Genomic DNA, 14791 nt, shown 5'->3' with positions numbered 1-14791 from the left:
TACAATAAAAACCTTGAGTGACCCCTTAAACAAAAAAAACATCATGGCACAAGGACAAGGATTCGGATTCGGTCTCGGTAAGATTAAAGAACTACAAGAAGCTTTCCAAAAAGCGCAACAGGTGCAACAAGGGGCTAAAGTTCTGCAAGAAGAACTGGAAACTATGGAAATTCCAGGCCAGAGTGAAAATGGCTTGGTGACAGTCTATCTCAGTGGCAACCAAGAACCCCTGGGTATTGAAATCGACCCTTCTCTTCTCTCCCAAGATCTGGAGATTGTGGCTGGGTCTATTCTAGAAGCCATGAAGGCCGCCTATAGTGCCTCCACGGAAACCATGCGCAGCAAAATGGAAGAACTGACCATGGGTTTAAATATCTCCAGTATGTAATCGCTTTTGACCGCAATGGTAAGATGGAAAGTTGGACTAACAAACAAGGAGGTTCAACTTTGCTGACTTTGGGTGTCAATATCGACCATGTGGCCACAATTCGCCAAGCGCGTCAGACCGTGGAACCGGATCCCGTGGCGGCGGCAGTTATGGCTGAAATCGGCGGTGCTGATGGCATTACCGTTCACTTGCGCGAGGATCGTCGTCATATCCAAGATCGCGATGTGCGGCTCCTCCGGCAAACGGTGCGGACTCATCTGAATCTGGAAATGGCCCCAACGGAGGAAATGATCGCCATTGCTCTCGATATTAGACCCGATTATGTCACCCTTGTCCCCGAAAAACGCGAGGAAGTGACCACGGAAGGGGGGATCGATATGCTGGGCAATTTTGACCGTTTTTGTCGGGTTGTCGAGCGCCTGCAATCGGCTAATATCCCCGTTAGTTGGTTTATTGATGCCGATTTTGCCCAAATTCAAGCGGCAGCTAATACGGGGGCGAAATTTATTGAACTCCATACCGGTCAATACGCCGAAGCACAACAGGAGAGCGATTGTCAAGCAGAATTAACAATTCTTAAAGAAGGTTGTGAATACGCTTCCTCTCTCGGTTTGCGGGTGAATGCTGGTCACGGTTTGACCTATTGGAATGTTTATGCCGTCGCCTGTTTGCCCAATATGGAAGAATTGAACATTGGTCACACAATTATCAGTCGTGCGGTTTTGGTCGGGTTAGAACGGGCTGTTAGGGAAATGAAATTGGCTATGCGTGGGCAATTGTAGGCTATCAGCTAATCTCCTGACTAGGGAACAATTACAGTGAAAAATTAAAGGAAAGATGATGACAACTTATTATTATTTGGTAGCCAGTCAAAAGTTTTTAGAAGAAGAAGCGATCGAAAAGGAAGTTTTGAAGGAAAGAATCAGGAATTATCAAGAAAAAGGTCAAGAAATTGATTTTTGGTTAATTGCCAATCCAGCTTTTTTAGATACTCCCGCTTTTGCCGATATCAAAAAGAAAACTCCCCAACCAGCAGCGGCGATTGTTTCGCTCAACCAACAGTTTATTACTTGGCTAAAATTGCGTCTAGAATACGTTATTACCGGACAGTTTGAAGCTCCTTCCGATAGTATTCCCGAACCGTTAAAATAGTCCCTGTGGAGGGAAAATTGCTAGTTTTTGTCTGTGGAAGAAAATACAGACGAAGCAATGATCACCAGCTAACTTTGCCTTTGATCTTGTTAATTTTTCCCTTACCGATTCCCGATACTCTATCCAAATCTTCTAGGGAAGTAAAGGGTTTTTCTTGCCGGGCTGCGATAATTTTTTCGGCTAATTTGCCACTGATACCGGGTAAAGTATCTAATTCTTCTTTTGTGGCAGTGTTTAAATTAATTAAGCGATCGCTTTTAATTGTTACAGATTGGGGGCAGTTTTTTCTATCCTGTTCGATCCGATTTTTAATAGTTTCCGGCAGTCCTAATTTAGCGGTACGGTAAAGATATTGAAATTCTCGATCGAAATGAGCGGCAACGGTGGGATTATCGATAATAACTAAAGCTTCATCGTTTTGATGGTTAGCAGCTGCTGACCAATTATGAGAACCAGTAATCACAATTTTATCATCGATTAAACCGAATTTATGGTGTAATTTATCTCCCGCCGCTAGAGCGGGAACTCCTAGGGTATTAATTGGGTTTTGCCAAGGCTGATTATCTGGTTCATAACGACATTTATTACTGAGAGCAACTCCTAATAAATCTAATCCTTCGCTATAGTATCGGAAAGCAAAACTAGGATCAATTAACGCTTTAATTTCTATCCCTTTTTGATGTCGTTGGGCGAGAATATTAACTAGAGGCTGTTCCGTCAAGACAAACAGGGCTAAATTCACGGATTTTTCAGCTTTATTTAAAGTTTCACCGATCAGACCATTGCTAGTAATTACCCAGGGATAAGTGATAGAATCGGGGGAAAATTTTACCATTAGACTACTATTACCGATAGTAATTTTTTGCGGTTTTCTGTGGGGTTTATCTAAGCCAAATTTAGGTTGATCTTCCCTTCCCCACATCAGATTAAATTCTCTTTGAAAAACTCTAGCTAGTGGGGGATTAGTAATTACTAATAAGTGATTGGCATTCCCGACAGTTTTGGGATTAGAAAAGTCTCCATGAATATCACTTAAGGTATAGTTAGCTGAACTGATTAAAGTAGTGTGATGATCAATAACCATGAATTTATGGTGCATTAAACCGCTACCTTTTGAGCGATCTGCACTATCATCAATTAGGGGAATACCAGCTTTTTTGAGGATAGTAATTGCATCTCTTTGGGCGATTTCTTCTGTACTTAATTTACCATCTCGATTTAGATCAACTAAATCAAAAAGATTTTGATAGCGTTCCTGTTCTCGTTCGCTTAATTGTTCTTGGTTTTTGGCTAAACTATTAATAGGTTGATTGTAAATATTTTCGAGAATAACCCTAACTTTAATTCCCTGTTGCTGACGAGCAACTAAAGCTTGAGCGATGGCGGGTAAACGTAACTCTTGCACCGCTAGATCGATCGAACTTTTTGCCGAGTTGATATTATCAATAATAACCTGTTCTAAATTATCCCCTGGGCGATTAATTTGGCGATAGGGATCGGTATAATTTGAACCCTGGGACTGATTATAATTAAAATAGACTTGCATATATTGATCTTGGGGCAAGGGTTGGGGACGATTTTGGATAGCATTCAGAGAATGACAACCCCCCAAAAGAAAAACTGTCCCTAACAAAAATCCTAACTGTTTCATAGGCCGAATTTTTTTTAATCTCAATTTATCTATTGCCATTTTTGTCCACATAATTATCATTATCCTAGAATTCAGGAGGGAATTTTTAGCTAAGAAGGTTCTCGGAAATCGGTATGTACTAAATTGATTATAATCAATTCTGATTCTAGATTGAAGACGATGACTTTGTTCTTGATTGCTTAAATCGCTGACCAAAGATGTGACATCTAGTTAGGGAATTTTGTTATAATCTGGGGAACAATAGCACTGTTCTTCTAGATTTGGGTTTTACCATGACTGAACTTTTACCCCAATGCAGTAATCTGGCTGGTAATGTTAACAGTATAATTGAACTATTCAAAGGCGAATCCTCTCTCCGCAATCAACAGGATACCAGCAAGATAGAAATTGCCCTACAAAAAGCCATTTCTCCCAAATTTGAAATCGTTTTTGCCGGTGCTTTTAGTGCCGGTAAATCAATGTTAATCAATGCACTTTTAGAGCGAGAATTGTTGTATAGTGCCGAAGGACACGCAACAGGTACAGAATGTTATATTGAGTACGCAGAAGCTGATGAGGAAAGAGTGGTTTTAACCTTTCTTAGCGAAGTAGAAATTCGTACTTTAGTCGATACCGTCTGTCAAAATCTGCAATTAACCAATCCCAGTAACATTAATTCCCCGGAATACTGTAGTCAGTTAAACCAATACTGTCAAAAAATTATCGAACAGGAAGGAGGAGAAGGCAAATCCGAGCGAGCTAAACAAGCTCAGGGTTTAAAATTATTAATTGAAGGATTTACTCAAAATCGTGAGCGGATTCATACGCTGCATAATGCCACCTATTCCATGGAACAATTTCACTTTTCTAATTTAGCAGAAGCGGCCAGTTTTGCCCGTCGTGGTAGCAATAGCGCCGTCTTAAAACGTCTAGAATATTACTGTCATCATCCTCTCCTTAAAGATGGTAACGTTTTGGTAGATTTGCCCGGTATTGATGCCCCAGTCCAAAAAGATGCCGCCTTAGCCTATCGTAAAATAGAGCATCCTGATACTTCGGCAGTGGTTTGTGTTTTAAAGGCTGCTGCTGCGGGAGAATTAGCCACAGAAGAAACGGAATTACTCGAAAAAATTCGCTCTAATGCTGGTATTCGTGATCGAGTTTTTTATGTTTTTAACCGCATTGATGAAACCTGGTACTCAGCCCAACTAAAACAGCGTTTAGAAAACCTGATTCAAACGCAATTTCGTGATACTTCCCGCATTTACAAAACCAGCGGACTTTTAGGGTTTTATGGGTATCAGGTGAAAAATCAAACCAATATTAATCAGCGTTATGGTTTAGATTCTATTTTTGCCGAAAGTGTTAAAAATTTAGGAGGAGAAGAAGAAACACCACAATTTGTCAGCGAGTTTAATAACTATTGTGCCAACTCCGGTAAATTACTGGCAACTCCCTTTAAAGTTTCCATCCACGGTTATGAAACTCCTAATAAAAATTACTTCCGAGTTTTAAGCGAGTGGGGAACTCCTTTACTAGAGCAGTTAATTGCTGATAGCGGTATCGCAGAATTTCGCAGGGCAATTACTCGTTATCTCACGGAGGAAAAGCGTCCGCAATTGTTTGCAACTTTAGCTGATGATTTACAATCTCTCTGCATTACTCTCAAAAATCACTATCAAGGGATTTATCGTGATTTAGAAAGTCAACCACGAGAAATTGAGGCGATGAAAGCTCTGGAGTTAAATCACCTCAATCAAGAGTTAAAAGAAGTGGGAGAGAAATTAACTAAACATATCGATGGTTATGTCAATGCTGTGGTGGTTAATAGCGATGAAAACTTCGAGGAAGACTTTAAGAAACTAAAAGCGAGAATGGTATCAAGATTGGATGAGTTATTAAATACTTTTTCTGTCAGAAATGCTTACTCGCAAGCGACTTTAAACCATCCCCGCAATGCTACAGCACCTTTATTAGCAGTATTAGTAGAAGCTTTTTATTATCTGTCTAACCAGCTAGAAGATGTGTTAATTGAGGAGTCAACCAGTTTAATTAGTCGCTTCTGTCAGCGTCTTTTAGATGCGGTAAGACAAGGTGATTATTATCGACAAATCTATCGTTTATTGGGTAACGATAGTGGCATAGAAAATCAGCTAAAACAGCTAGAAGAGCAGTTAATTAATGCCTTAGTTTCCCAAGCGAGAACAGAGTGTGATCGCTATGTACGAGAAAATCATAATTTTTACAACGAAGGCACTTTTTCTATCTTTCAATTTCGGCAAACTGTGCAACAAACTGCCCAAGGTTATGACTGTGAAAGTATTCTTGCTGCCGAACCTGCTATCCGTCAATTACTTAAGTTAGATTTTGAGCCAAAAGTATCAGCAACAATTCATAAAAACTTCCGTCAAACCATTAATAATACTTTAAAAAATCAATTGATACCAATGGCAAAACAACAAGCCGATACTATTCTACAACAGTTCAATCAAGCTCGTTCTTATCTAGAACAAACCTTAGAACAGGAAGCGGCGGAAAAAATTGCTAATAATGCCCATAAACAAGAAGAAATTAACCAAAAAATTGATGATTATAACCAAGCGATCAACTCTCTCAATACTTGTTTAACTGCTATGGGTTTACAGAAAAATCATTTACCTGTAATTGGTGAACAAGAATTAGAGATTGTCCCAGAAGTTGTTAATCACTCCAGCAATTAATATCGGGAGTGGGAAGGTGAGAAGTGAGGGGAAACAATCCATCTGTTAAAAACCGATTTGCTGTCAAAGCAAAAAATTAATTAAAATTAAAACTCATCGGGGGATAAGCGATCGAAGTCTTGTTATTCTTATAACTGGTAGCTTGCGAGATTTTTCTAGACTCGCTGCTTAACCCGATCAACTGATAACCGATAGAGGGGTGCAGAATGGGAGAATGGTTAGATTTTACCGATGGGGTGGTCACTGTTAATGGCAAAGGTGAGGAAATTAAACGGGAAAAAGTCACTAATCGAGGTTATAAATATTTTTTAAGCAAAAAAACCTTTTTAGAAATGATTTCTATCCCTAGCGGTCAATACCTCATCGGTGCGCCTAAAAGCGAGTTAGGCTGGAAATTGAGTCAAAGTCCCCAATCTCTGGTTAATATTCAGGCTTTTTGCCTGAGTCGCTACCCAATTACCCAACGACAATGGCGCGAGGTGGCAAAATTAGAACCGGTAAATATTGAACTTAATCCCTATCCGGCCCATTTTGAAGGTTACGATCGCCCCGTAGAACAAATTAACTGGTGGGAAGCGGGGGAATTTTGCGATCGCCTATCCCGTCTCACCGGACTCAATTATCGTTTACCCGCAGAAAAAGAATGGGAATACGCTTGTCGGGGAGGAACATCAACCCCCTTTCACTTTGGCCCGACAATTTCCACTGATTTAGCCAACTATTCCGGGGTGGACTGGGATTATGGCGGGAAAGTGTGCAGTTATGGTCGTTATGGGGGAGGTTCCCTAGGCTGCGACCGCAGGGAAACCACACCGGTAGGAATGTTTGCCGTCGCTAACCCTTTCGGACTCTACGATTTGCACGGAAATGTCAGGGAATGGTGTGCAGATTACTGGCGCGATAACTACGAAGCGACCACAATAGAAGATAGGGACAGACGAGTTTTACGCGGGGGTTCCTGGAATGACGGCCCTAACAAATGTCGCTCGGCCTACCGGGTCAAATTTCTCGCTACTGCTGGACTCTATGATATCGGTTTTCGTGTGGTTAGCGATAATTCCCCTTAAATCTAAAAACCGATCACTGATTACCGGTGACAGGGAGGTGAAAAAATTGAAAATAGAACTACCCCAGCAAATAATCAGCGAATTTTGTCAGAAATGGCAGATATCTGAAATGTATTTATTCGGATCGGTTTTGCGGGAAGATTTTCGTCCAGACAGCGATATTGATGTACTGGTCAGTTTCCAAGATAGTGTTTCTTGGGGACTTCTGGAGTTTTCGAGGATGAAACGGGAATTAGAGAATTTATTGGGACGGAAAGTTGATTTGCTAACGAACCCTTGAAACTTTAGAAGAATACGTTCTTATCAGTCAAGAACGCATCAGTGTAGATTGTTTTCGCCGCAATGATGAAGGATTTTGGGTTCTTTATCCCTACAGCAAAGGAGCAGATATTTATCTAGCTAGTATCGATTTTCACTGTGCGATCAAATCTTTATACGAAGATATAACAGAAATCTGTTAAAAAATCAGATCAGTTTTTTCCGTTTACTATTTACTTTTTACCTGATTAATGCTTGTCATCCTCTCCGCTATTATTCCAGTGGGTTTTATCATCCTCATCGGTGTGATAGCAGGAAAAATTCTCACTGTTGAAGTGCATTCCCTTTCCCAAATCACGGTGTATATTCTTGCTCCCGCTTTGGTGATTGATGGACTGTATCGCACCACTTTATCCGGCAGCAACATCGGTTTAATTCTCCTAGGTTTTGCTCTTATTTCACTGGTAATGGTGATTGTGGTCGAAATTATCGCCTATTGTCTTAGTCTCGATGCTGATACCCGCAAAAGCCTCATGGCTGCCGCTGTGATGCCTAATAACGGTAATATGGGTTTACCTGTGGCTAGTTTTGCCCTGGGTGCAGCTGGACTGGAAAGAGCGATAATCTATATGATTGGTTCTAGTATTCTTTTATTTGGTATTAGTCCCGCTTATTTGCGAGGAAAAAGCTTTCTTTCCGGATTTCGCTTAGTTTTTCGCTTGCCCTTAATCTGGTCAATTTTTATCGGCATTAGCTTTCAAACTTTCTCTTTTCATCTTCCCCTGCAATTAGATAAAAGTATTAGCTATCTAGGACAAGCGGCAATTCCTTTGGCTTTAATTATCCTAGGTATCCAATTATCTCAGCAAAAATTAGCGCTCGGTAAATTAGAATTATTAGGGGCCGGTTTGCGTCTTTTAGTCGCTCCTCTTTTGGCATTTGCGATCGGCAATAGTTTAGGATTAACTGGTATGGATCTAAAAATTCTCATCCTACAAAGTGCCATGCCCACCGCCGTTAATACCGTCATTTTAGTCACAGAATTTGGTGGTTCGGCCACTTTGATAGCCCGCACAGTTGTGGTCACTACCCTTGCTAGTTTTCTGACTATTCCTTTCTTTCTTTGGTTATTAAAAGTCTATTTATAAGTAGGGTTTGCAGCAAAAAGTTTGTTGGTGGGGTTAGGAGTCAGTTATCAGTTATCAGTTATCAGTTATCAGTTATCAGTTATCAGTTATCAGTTCACTGTTTACTGTTTACTGAAAAGCTCCCCACTTCCCCGCTTCCCCACTTCCCCACTTCCCCACTTCCCCACACCCTACACCCCACACCCCACACCCCACACCCCACACCCTACACCCTACACCCTACACCCCACACCCCAATTCCCCAATTCCCCAATTCCCCACTTCCCCAATTCATAATTCATAATTTATAATTCATCCTTTGACTGACCCCGGCAATGGCAGCCAAGAGAAACCAAACAATAGTATTAATCTTGACATCGGAGAGGGTGACATCGACGAGATTAAATAAAACACAAGCGCCAAAGGCTACCAGATAGGTAAAGATAATTAACTCACCCCCGGCTTTTTGTTGCCGTAGAAAGATAAATAAACGCCACCCTTGGGCATAAATCCAACCCACCCAAACAGACAATAAAATTAAGCCAATAATTCCCGTTTCTGCCATTAACATCAAATATAAATTATGGGGATGACCTAACCACAATCCCTGACTTTTTTCGTAGAGAGGTGTAAAACTGCGTAATCCCCAACCGAATAGGGGTCTTTCTTGGGTCATTTCTATAGTAAAACGCCATTGAGTTGATCTGAGAGTCGCTAGAGGGCGATTGGGGAACATTTCATCAGATAATCGCGCCCAAATCGCCCTAGGAACCAAAAAACGCAGACTATCCCTGAAAGGAGTTGGTCCCCAAGAAGCAAGAGAAATCACCCCTCCCAAGAGGACAAAACCAGCGACTAAAGCATTCCAACCCAGATAAAGGGCGAAAATTAGGCAACCTAAAAAGGCTAGGGCCCAAGCATTGCGAGAATTGCTTAAAAATAGCCCTACACTGTCGATAAATATAGTTAAAGTTAAAAACCCGACTTTGAGATTTAAAAGGTTATTTCTTTGTCTGTGCCACTGCCGCCAAGTTAGAATTAATAAACCGAGTGCTAAAATCAGAGTTATGAGTAAATAAGCCCCCAAAAGATTAGCATACATAAAAACCGAAGACATCCGCCCCAAAGGTTCACCCCCCACCCCGTAGGGCCAGGTAAAAATCCCTTTTAATGCCTCCGGTTTTTGCCAACCGAGAAAAATTTGTCCCCATCCCATCACCACTACCCAAACCGACGGAATAACCATTGCCCAAGCTAGTTGACGCAATTGAGAGGGTTTTTTAATTAATTGTCTGATATTGCTAAAAAAGAAGAAAAAAGGCAGGAAATTTCCTAACCCAATCCAAGCATCCCCCGGAGTTGGGGAAAGACTGGCACTAATCATTAACCAAAGAGTGACGAGACCGAGACCTTGATTGAGACGTGACTGGATAATTGCCCGAAAATTGCCAGTAAAAACCCTAATTAAGACGATAATAATGCCGATACCCGCCAACTCCGGCAGCATCATGGCGATAAAAACTGAAAAAAGTATTAAATTCCACTCCCACCCTTGACAAAAAATCTTTTTCATGCTAGGCAGGTTGCCAACAATCGTCACGAGTCAGACGAATTTGGGCAAGGGCAAAAATAGTCGGGATAATCCGGCCGTAATCAGTGGCGATCGCCTTCCAACCGAGATCAGCAATAAACCAACCCCATAAAGCAGGTCCTACCAAACTTAACACGGTTCTGACCGCTCCGTAGCGGGCTGCCGCCCTAGTCATGCCCTGTTTAGCCGTTTTTAGGGCGATTTGATTAACAATTGCCCCACCCTGGACTAGGGCAGTTTTTGCCCCTTGATAGCGGACAAAATGAAGAGCGAACTGCCTAGCGATATGTTTAAGCAGAATCGGTTTCAGGATAGAATTAATGGCGATGACGCTACTGCCTTTGAGGACTATATCAAGGGGATTGTGTTGTAGGTGAACCGGTAAGGGTTGGGGAGTGTGGGAATCCGCGAGCGCTTTTTGAATTTGAATCGAGAGGGATTTTTGTTCCGATGGGGGGAGACGTTTCCAAGCTTTGTTAACGAGATGAAGATAGATTTCCGCTTCAATTTCCGTTGTCGGCATTTTTTGGGAGTAGGGAACCTTGAGGAAATGACACACACGAACTAGAATTTGACGATAACTAACTTTTTCCGTTTGACCCTTTAATACTGTCACACCATCGGCAGCCAAATAACGAAAACGATCCTCGACGCTATCTAACCAACTTTCCCAATCTTGACTTTGAACGGCGATGGCGTCCGGCGCTCGTAGATAATCGAGGGGGTTAAAACGACGGCAAAAGAGGATGTTAGTGATTTGCTGCAGTTCCTCCTCGGTGGCTAACTCCAAAGCTGTGCGTAGTTCGTCCAATGTGGTTTGTCCTCCTCGGCCCCAATAATCAAATCAGTTTCGCTAGTGCTGATTACTACTAATAGTGAACTACTCTCAAGGTCGTTGAGAGCTTCCTGCTTCAATGGGATGCGCTTTCTACCTCGAAAGATAGCAAGTCTTACCTTCCCTCAACAGGCAGGAGTCCTAGTTCCTAAGACCCATACTTTTTCTTGCAACACGACCCGTTGAGCTTGGTTATCGCAGAAGGAATAGAGCTCAAGATGTATTCATTTATAGCACAGTTTTTGAGAATTGCCTATATACTGGTCAGCATTCATGAGGGGAACCCTGGGACGAATTACTTCGCCCCTTTAAAAGCCCCTTACCACCGCACTAAGCGCGAGGGACGAATGCTGACACTAAATTAACTCAAGGGTTCACAGGATTAGGAAGGCTAGTGACAAATTTTTCGATTAATGTTGGGATCATTGGTGCGGGTTTAGCCGGGTTAACCTGCGCTCGTCAGTTGTGCGATCGAGGTTATACTGTTAAGCTATTTGATAAGTCTAGAGGCATTGGTGGTCGTTTAGCCACGCGACGGGTTAATCGAGCCAATCAAGAGATTGCTGTGGATCATGGCTTGCCTTTTTTGACTATTCAGGGCGAAAAAACGGCGGCTTTAATTGATAATCTCCTGAGAGAGAATATAGTTACTTCTTGGTTTGATTCTAGCTATGTTGCTCCTTCTGGCATCAATAGCGTGGCGAAATTTTTAGCTCAAGGTTTAGAAATTGAACGAGATTTTCTGGTTACTCGTCTGGAAAATCGTCAAGGAAAATGGGTTTTAAACAATAACGGTCAAATTCGAGGGGAGTTTCCGGTGATTGTCCTGGCTATTCCCGCCCCGCAAGCAGCGTTATTGTTAGAAAACTCTCAGATAACTACTATGTCAGAATTGCGATCAATCGTTTACGATCCCTGTTTAACGGTAATGGCAGGTTATGGCGATTCTTTACCTGAACCTTCCCCTTCTCCCGATATCGCTTGGTTAGGACTTGATAGCAGTAAACGGCAATCATCCCCTGATTATGTCTTTGTTGTGCATAGTAGCGCAGATTTTGCGGTTAAATATCTCGATAGCGAGGATTTAGAAGCAGTTAAGCTAGATTTACTCGCTCGTGCTTCTTTGCCTCTCCCGGATTGGTCTCAGATGCACCGTTGGCGTTATGCTTTAGTCCGTCAGGGTTTAGCTGTACCCTGTTTAAGTGTTAATAGTCCTTTACCTCTAGTTGCCTGTGGTGATTGGTGTCAAGGAGGAGATTTATCGAGAAATTCTTCCCTAGAAACGGCCTTAACTTCTGGGATGGCGGCAGCTAATCAAGTTCAGCAGCTACTCTCTGAAGAATCTAGGGACAGGGTTAAATTCTTAGGTTAAGCTTGGGTTAACAAAAGGTTAAATATATAATAATGTAGGTATCCTATACTGGGGGGTTGGTCACAATGGAAAAATTCAATTCTAAAGATAACTTTCTCTACCCTAAAACCAGCTACAGGGGTTTATTCACGCCACAAAATCTGGTTTTTAACGCTAATTTGCAGGAATTCGCCCTGAGAGTCTCTTTTATCGCGGGTTTACACAGTGGGGGAAAGATTACCTCCACGGAAGCTTACGAGAAAATTAACCAGCTTTGGCAAGAGTTAAATACCAGTCGAAAATTCCTACTAGCTAATCATTTTGAGGATCACGGAGATTGAGAGATGGGGGTTTTTCAGTGATCAGTAAACAGTAAACAGTATCTAAAGTGCTACAGTAACAAAAGTGGGTCAAGTAGTTCTTAGTTATGTCAGACCTTTCTGACCATAGCTGGCTTTCATCTTCGAGATAAAAATGTCAACAAAAGACAACAAGAGGTAATTCTGCCGCTACAATATGATAGCGAGTTGTCAAGAGAACAGTAAAAGAACTGCCAATTGCATCTAGATGCCCCAATATACCACTAAAAAAGCAACGGAAAACCCTGTTGTGTCCGACCAGTCCGCCAATAATCCCTTTTCACTATTTGGTCAATTTTGGGAAAGCCTAAAAATTGTCGCTCAACCCTATTGGTATCCAACGGAGTTAAATGGACGTGCCTTTGGAGATGTGATCATTTCTTGGGGAATGTCAGCTTTGATCCTCTTAAGTATCTTGGCAACGGTGGGGGTAGAAGCTTTTAGTAGCTACTGGAATCGTTATGTACTCGACATTATTATTGAAGATAGAGACCTTTCTAAATATCTAAATACGCTTTGGTTATCCAGTTTGTTGATTATATTAACAACGGGGTTATTTGCTTTTTCTCAATTTATTCGTCGCAAAGTGGCATTAGATTGGTATAAGTGGTTAACGAAACAAACCGTCAAAAAATATCTCAATGATCGCGCTTATTATAACATCGATTTTACCTCGAAATTAAAAAATCCCGATCAAAGATTATCTCAAGAAATTGAACCAATTACGACCATGACCCTAAGGTTGTTAATTACCTTCGTGGAAAAAGGGTTACAAATGATTACTTTTGCGATTATTCTTTGGACAATTTCTCGGCAAATTGCGGTTTATCTAATAATTTATACGATCGCAGGCAATTTAATAGCAATTTATCTAACTCAAGAATTAAACAAAATTAATCAATCTGAGCTTAATAATAAAGCTGATTATAATTATGCTTTAACCCATGTGCGTAACCACGCCGAATCCATTGCTTTTTTTCAGGGAGAAGAGCAGGAAGAAAAAATCATTGAAGGTCGTTTTCAACGGGTTATTCAAAGCTCGGAAAACCTGATAAATTGGGAACGGTTTAATAATCTTTTTAATCGAGGTTATCAGTCAGCGATTAGTGTATTTTCAATGTTTATTTTGACCCCGATGTTTATTAAAAACGAAATCGATTATGGAGAAATTAGTCAAGCGAGTTTATGCTGTTTCCTTTTTTCTAATGCCTTGGGACAATTAATTACCGAATGGGGAACATCGGGTAAAGTTTCAAGTTATATTGAACGGTTAGCTACCTTGACAGATGCCTTAAAAGTTGCCAGTGAAGAGCCGAAAAACTTAAGTCGCATTACCACCCTGGAAGATAATCGTCTAGCTTTTGAAAATTTTACCCTACAAACTCCCGATTATGAAAAGGTAATTGTGGAGAATTTATCGGTTTCTGTTCCTTTGGGAGAAAGCCTACTGATTATTGGTCCCAGTGGTCGAGGAAAAAGTTCCTTGTTACGAGCAATCGCCGGTTTATGGAAAGCGGGTAGTGGTCGTTTAGTACGTCCTTCTTTAGCTGAAATGTTATTTTTACCCCAACGTCCTTATATTATTCTTGGCAGTTTACGCCAGCAATTACTTTATCCCCATACCAATGAGCAGCTGAGGGATGAAGAATTAGAAAATATCTTAAAAAAAGTCAATCTTCAACATTTATTAACTGACAAAAATAGCTTAGACAAAGAAGTCAATTGGGAACAGATTTTATCCCTCGGAGAACAGCAAAGACTAGCTTTTGCTCGACTATTAATCACTAAACCGACTTTTACTATCCTAGATGAAGCAACCAGCGCTTTAGATTTGGCCAATGAAGCCAGTTTATATCGGCAATTACAGGAAAGTAAAACCACCTTTATTAGTGTTGGTCATCGGGAAAGTTTATTTAATTATCATCGATGGGTCTTAGAGTTAACAGAAAATTCCCATTGGCAGCTGTCAACGGTAGAAGATTATCAGCGCAAAAAAGTTAATAATATAGTCATGATGTCAAAAAAATCAGAAAATTTTTCAGCGGTAAAAATAGAGACTTTGTCTGAGGTTAAAACTGAGCATGATGCGGAAATTGCAGGAGTTTCTGAAATAACGGAAGGTTTGTCCCATCAACAAATGCAGTCCCTAACTGACTATTCTTTAAGTAACGTCCGGAGTCGTGCCAGTTTAGGTAAAATCATTACTGCCAAAGATGGTTTTAATTATCGTTATGATAAAGACCCAAAAGCCTTAAAATGGCTGAGAATATAGCTAATGGGGTGACAAACAGATTGAAAGTGAGACAATGACTC

13 protein-coding genes and 2 pseudogenes are annotated in these 14791 nt (G+C 41.1%); 12 read left to right on the top strand and 3 right to left on the bottom strand.

What is annotated here, in order from left to right; translation table 11 throughout:
• Positions 1 to 43 precede the first annotated feature (43 nt).
• Genes GQR42_RS17925 through GQR42_RS17915 form a run of 3 tightly spaced genes read left to right on the top strand, consistent with a single transcriptional unit; the run spans position 44 to position 1540 of the window.
• Entirely contained in the window at positions 44 to 388 is a 345-nt protein-coding gene (locus tag GQR42_RS17925) for a YbaB/EbfC family nucleoid-associated protein (RefSeq protein WP_158200983.1), read from the top strand.
• A gap of 59 nt (positions 389 to 447) precedes the next feature.
• The gene (locus tag GQR42_RS17920) at positions 448 to 1170 is read left to right on the top strand and encodes a pyridoxine 5'-phosphate synthase (protein WP_199273208.1); all 723 of its coding nucleotides are present in this window, start codon (positions 448 to 450) and stop codon (positions 1168 to 1170) included.
• 58 nt (positions 1171 to 1228) lie between these two features.
• Complete coding sequence (locus GQR42_RS17915) at positions 1229 to 1540, top strand: MgPME-cyclase complex family protein (RefSeq protein ID WP_002797828.1); 312 nt, start codon at positions 1229 to 1231, stop codon at positions 1538 to 1540.
• Between the two features lie 61 nt (positions 1541 to 1601).
• On the opposite strand, the gene GQR42_RS17910 is transcribed toward GQR42_RS17915, so the two are convergent.
• On the bottom strand, positions 1602 to 3242 hold the full coding sequence (locus GQR42_RS17910) for a DUF655 domain-containing protein (protein WP_158200981.1): 1641 nt from the start codon (positions 3240 to 3242) through the stop codon (positions 1602 to 1604).
• A gap of 221 nt (positions 3243 to 3463) precedes the next feature.
• Between GQR42_RS17910 and GQR42_RS17905 the strand changes: the two genes are divergently transcribed.
• The 6 genes and pseudogenes from GQR42_RS17905 (at position 3464) to GQR42_RS17880 (ending at position 8639) form a co-directional block, all read left to right on the top strand.
• Positions 3464 to 5890, top strand: a complete 2427-nt coding sequence (locus tag GQR42_RS17905) for a dynamin-like GTPase family protein (protein WP_158200980.1) — start codon at positions 3464 to 3466, stop codon at positions 5888 to 5890.
• A gap of 206 nt (positions 5891 to 6096) precedes the next feature.
• Complete coding sequence (locus tag GQR42_RS17900) at positions 6097 to 6957, top strand: formylglycine-generating enzyme family protein (RefSeq protein ID WP_158200979.1); 861 nt, start codon at positions 6097 to 6099, stop codon at positions 6955 to 6957.
• Positions 6917 to 7228, top strand: a pseudogene (locus tag GQR42_RS29575) (nucleotidyltransferase family protein); the annotation flags it as partial. The gene GQR42_RS17900 and the pseudogene GQR42_RS29575, both read left to right, overlap by 41 nt.
• A pseudogene (locus GQR42_RS28945) lies at positions 7227 to 7418 on the top strand (Uma2 family endonuclease); the annotation flags it as partial. The pseudogenes GQR42_RS29575 and GQR42_RS28945, both read left to right, overlap by 2 nt.
• Positions 7419 to 7466: 48 nt before the next feature.
• Positions 7467 to 8363, top strand: a complete 897-nt coding sequence (locus tag GQR42_RS17885) for an AEC family transporter (protein WP_158200978.1) — start codon at positions 7467 to 7469, stop codon at positions 8361 to 8363.
• Between the two features lie 27 nt (positions 8364 to 8390).
• Positions 8391 to 8639: a hypothetical protein gene (locus GQR42_RS17880; RefSeq protein ID WP_199273373.1), complete on the top strand. Its 249-nt coding sequence runs from the start codon at positions 8391 to 8393 to the stop codon at positions 8637 to 8639.
• Position 8640: 1 nt separating this feature from the next.
• On the opposite strand, the gene GQR42_RS17875 is transcribed toward GQR42_RS17880, so the two are convergent.
• Positions 8641 to 9915, bottom strand: coding sequence for an O-antigen ligase family protein (locus GQR42_RS17875; protein WP_158200976.1), 1275 nt, complete (start codon positions 9913 to 9915; stop codon positions 8641 to 8643).
• A gap of 1 nt (position 9916) precedes the next feature.
• Positions 9917 to 10744 carry a YaaW family protein gene (locus GQR42_RS17870; RefSeq protein WP_158200975.1) on the bottom strand — a complete coding sequence of 276 codons (828 nt, stop codon included), beginning with the start codon at positions 10742 to 10744 and terminating at the stop codon, positions 9917 to 9919.
• A gap of 418 nt (positions 10745 to 11162) precedes the next feature.
• On the opposite strand from GQR42_RS17870, the gene GQR42_RS17865 reads away from it, so the two are divergent.
• From GQR42_RS17865 to GQR42_RS17855, 3 genes are all read left to right on the top strand, one after another.
• Entirely contained in the window at positions 11163 to 12140 is a 978-nt protein-coding gene (locus tag GQR42_RS17865; RefSeq protein WP_158200974.1) for an NAD(P)/FAD-dependent oxidoreductase, read from the top strand.
• Between the two features lie 65 nt (positions 12141 to 12205).
• A complete protein-coding gene (locus GQR42_RS17860) occupies positions 12206 to 12460 on the top strand; it encodes a DUF7219 family protein (protein ID WP_158200973.1) in 255 nt (84 codons plus the stop codon).
• A 226-nt stretch (positions 12461 to 12686) separates the two neighbouring features.
• On the top strand, positions 12687 to 14750 hold the full coding sequence (locus tag GQR42_RS17855; protein WP_158200972.1) for an ABC transporter ATP-binding protein/permease: 2064 nt from the start codon (positions 12687 to 12689) through the stop codon (positions 14748 to 14750).
• Positions 14751 to 14791: the final 41 nt, after the last annotated feature.

The sequence above is a fragment of the Microcystis aeruginosa FD4 genome (assembly GCF_009792235.1).
Classification (GTDB): domain Bacteria; phylum Cyanobacteriota; class Cyanobacteriia; order Cyanobacteriales; family Microcystaceae; genus Microcystis; species Microcystis viridis.
This window is presented reverse-complemented; position numbering and strand designations above follow the sequence as displayed.

Bases quoted from the DNA above. Each gene is read 5' to 3' on its own strand.
- GQR42_RS17925 (WP_158200983.1), top strand. From the start codon at position 44: ATGGCACAAGGACAAGGATTCGGATTCGGTCTCGGTAAGATTAAAGAA.
- GQR42_RS17915 (WP_002797828.1), top strand. From the start codon at position 1,229: ATGACAACTTATTATTATTTGGTAGCCAGTCAAAAGTTTTTAGAAGAA.
- GQR42_RS17910 (WP_158200981.1), bottom strand. From the start codon at position 3,242: ATGTGGACAAAAATGGCAATAGATAAATTGAGATTAAAAAAAATTCGG.
- GQR42_RS17905 (WP_158200980.1), top strand. From the start codon at position 3,464: ATGACTGAACTTTTACCCCAATGCAGTAATCTGGCTGGTAATGTTAAC.
- GQR42_RS17900 (WP_158200979.1), top strand. From the start codon at position 6,097: ATGGGAGAATGGTTAGATTTTACCGATGGGGTGGTCACTGTTAATGGC.
- GQR42_RS17885 (WP_158200978.1), top strand. From the start codon at position 7,467: ATGCTTGTCATCCTCTCCGCTATTATTCCAGTGGGTTTTATCATCCTC.
- GQR42_RS17875 (WP_158200976.1), bottom strand. From the start codon at position 9,915: ATGAAAAAGATTTTTTGTCAAGGGTGGGAGTGGAATTTAATACTTTTT.
- GQR42_RS17860 (WP_158200973.1), top strand. From the start codon at position 12,206: ATGGAAAAATTCAATTCTAAAGATAACTTTCTCTACCCTAAAACCAGC.
- GQR42_RS17855 (WP_158200972.1), top strand. From the start codon at position 12,687: ATGCCCCAATATACCACTAAAAAAGCAACGGAAAACCCTGTTGTGTCC.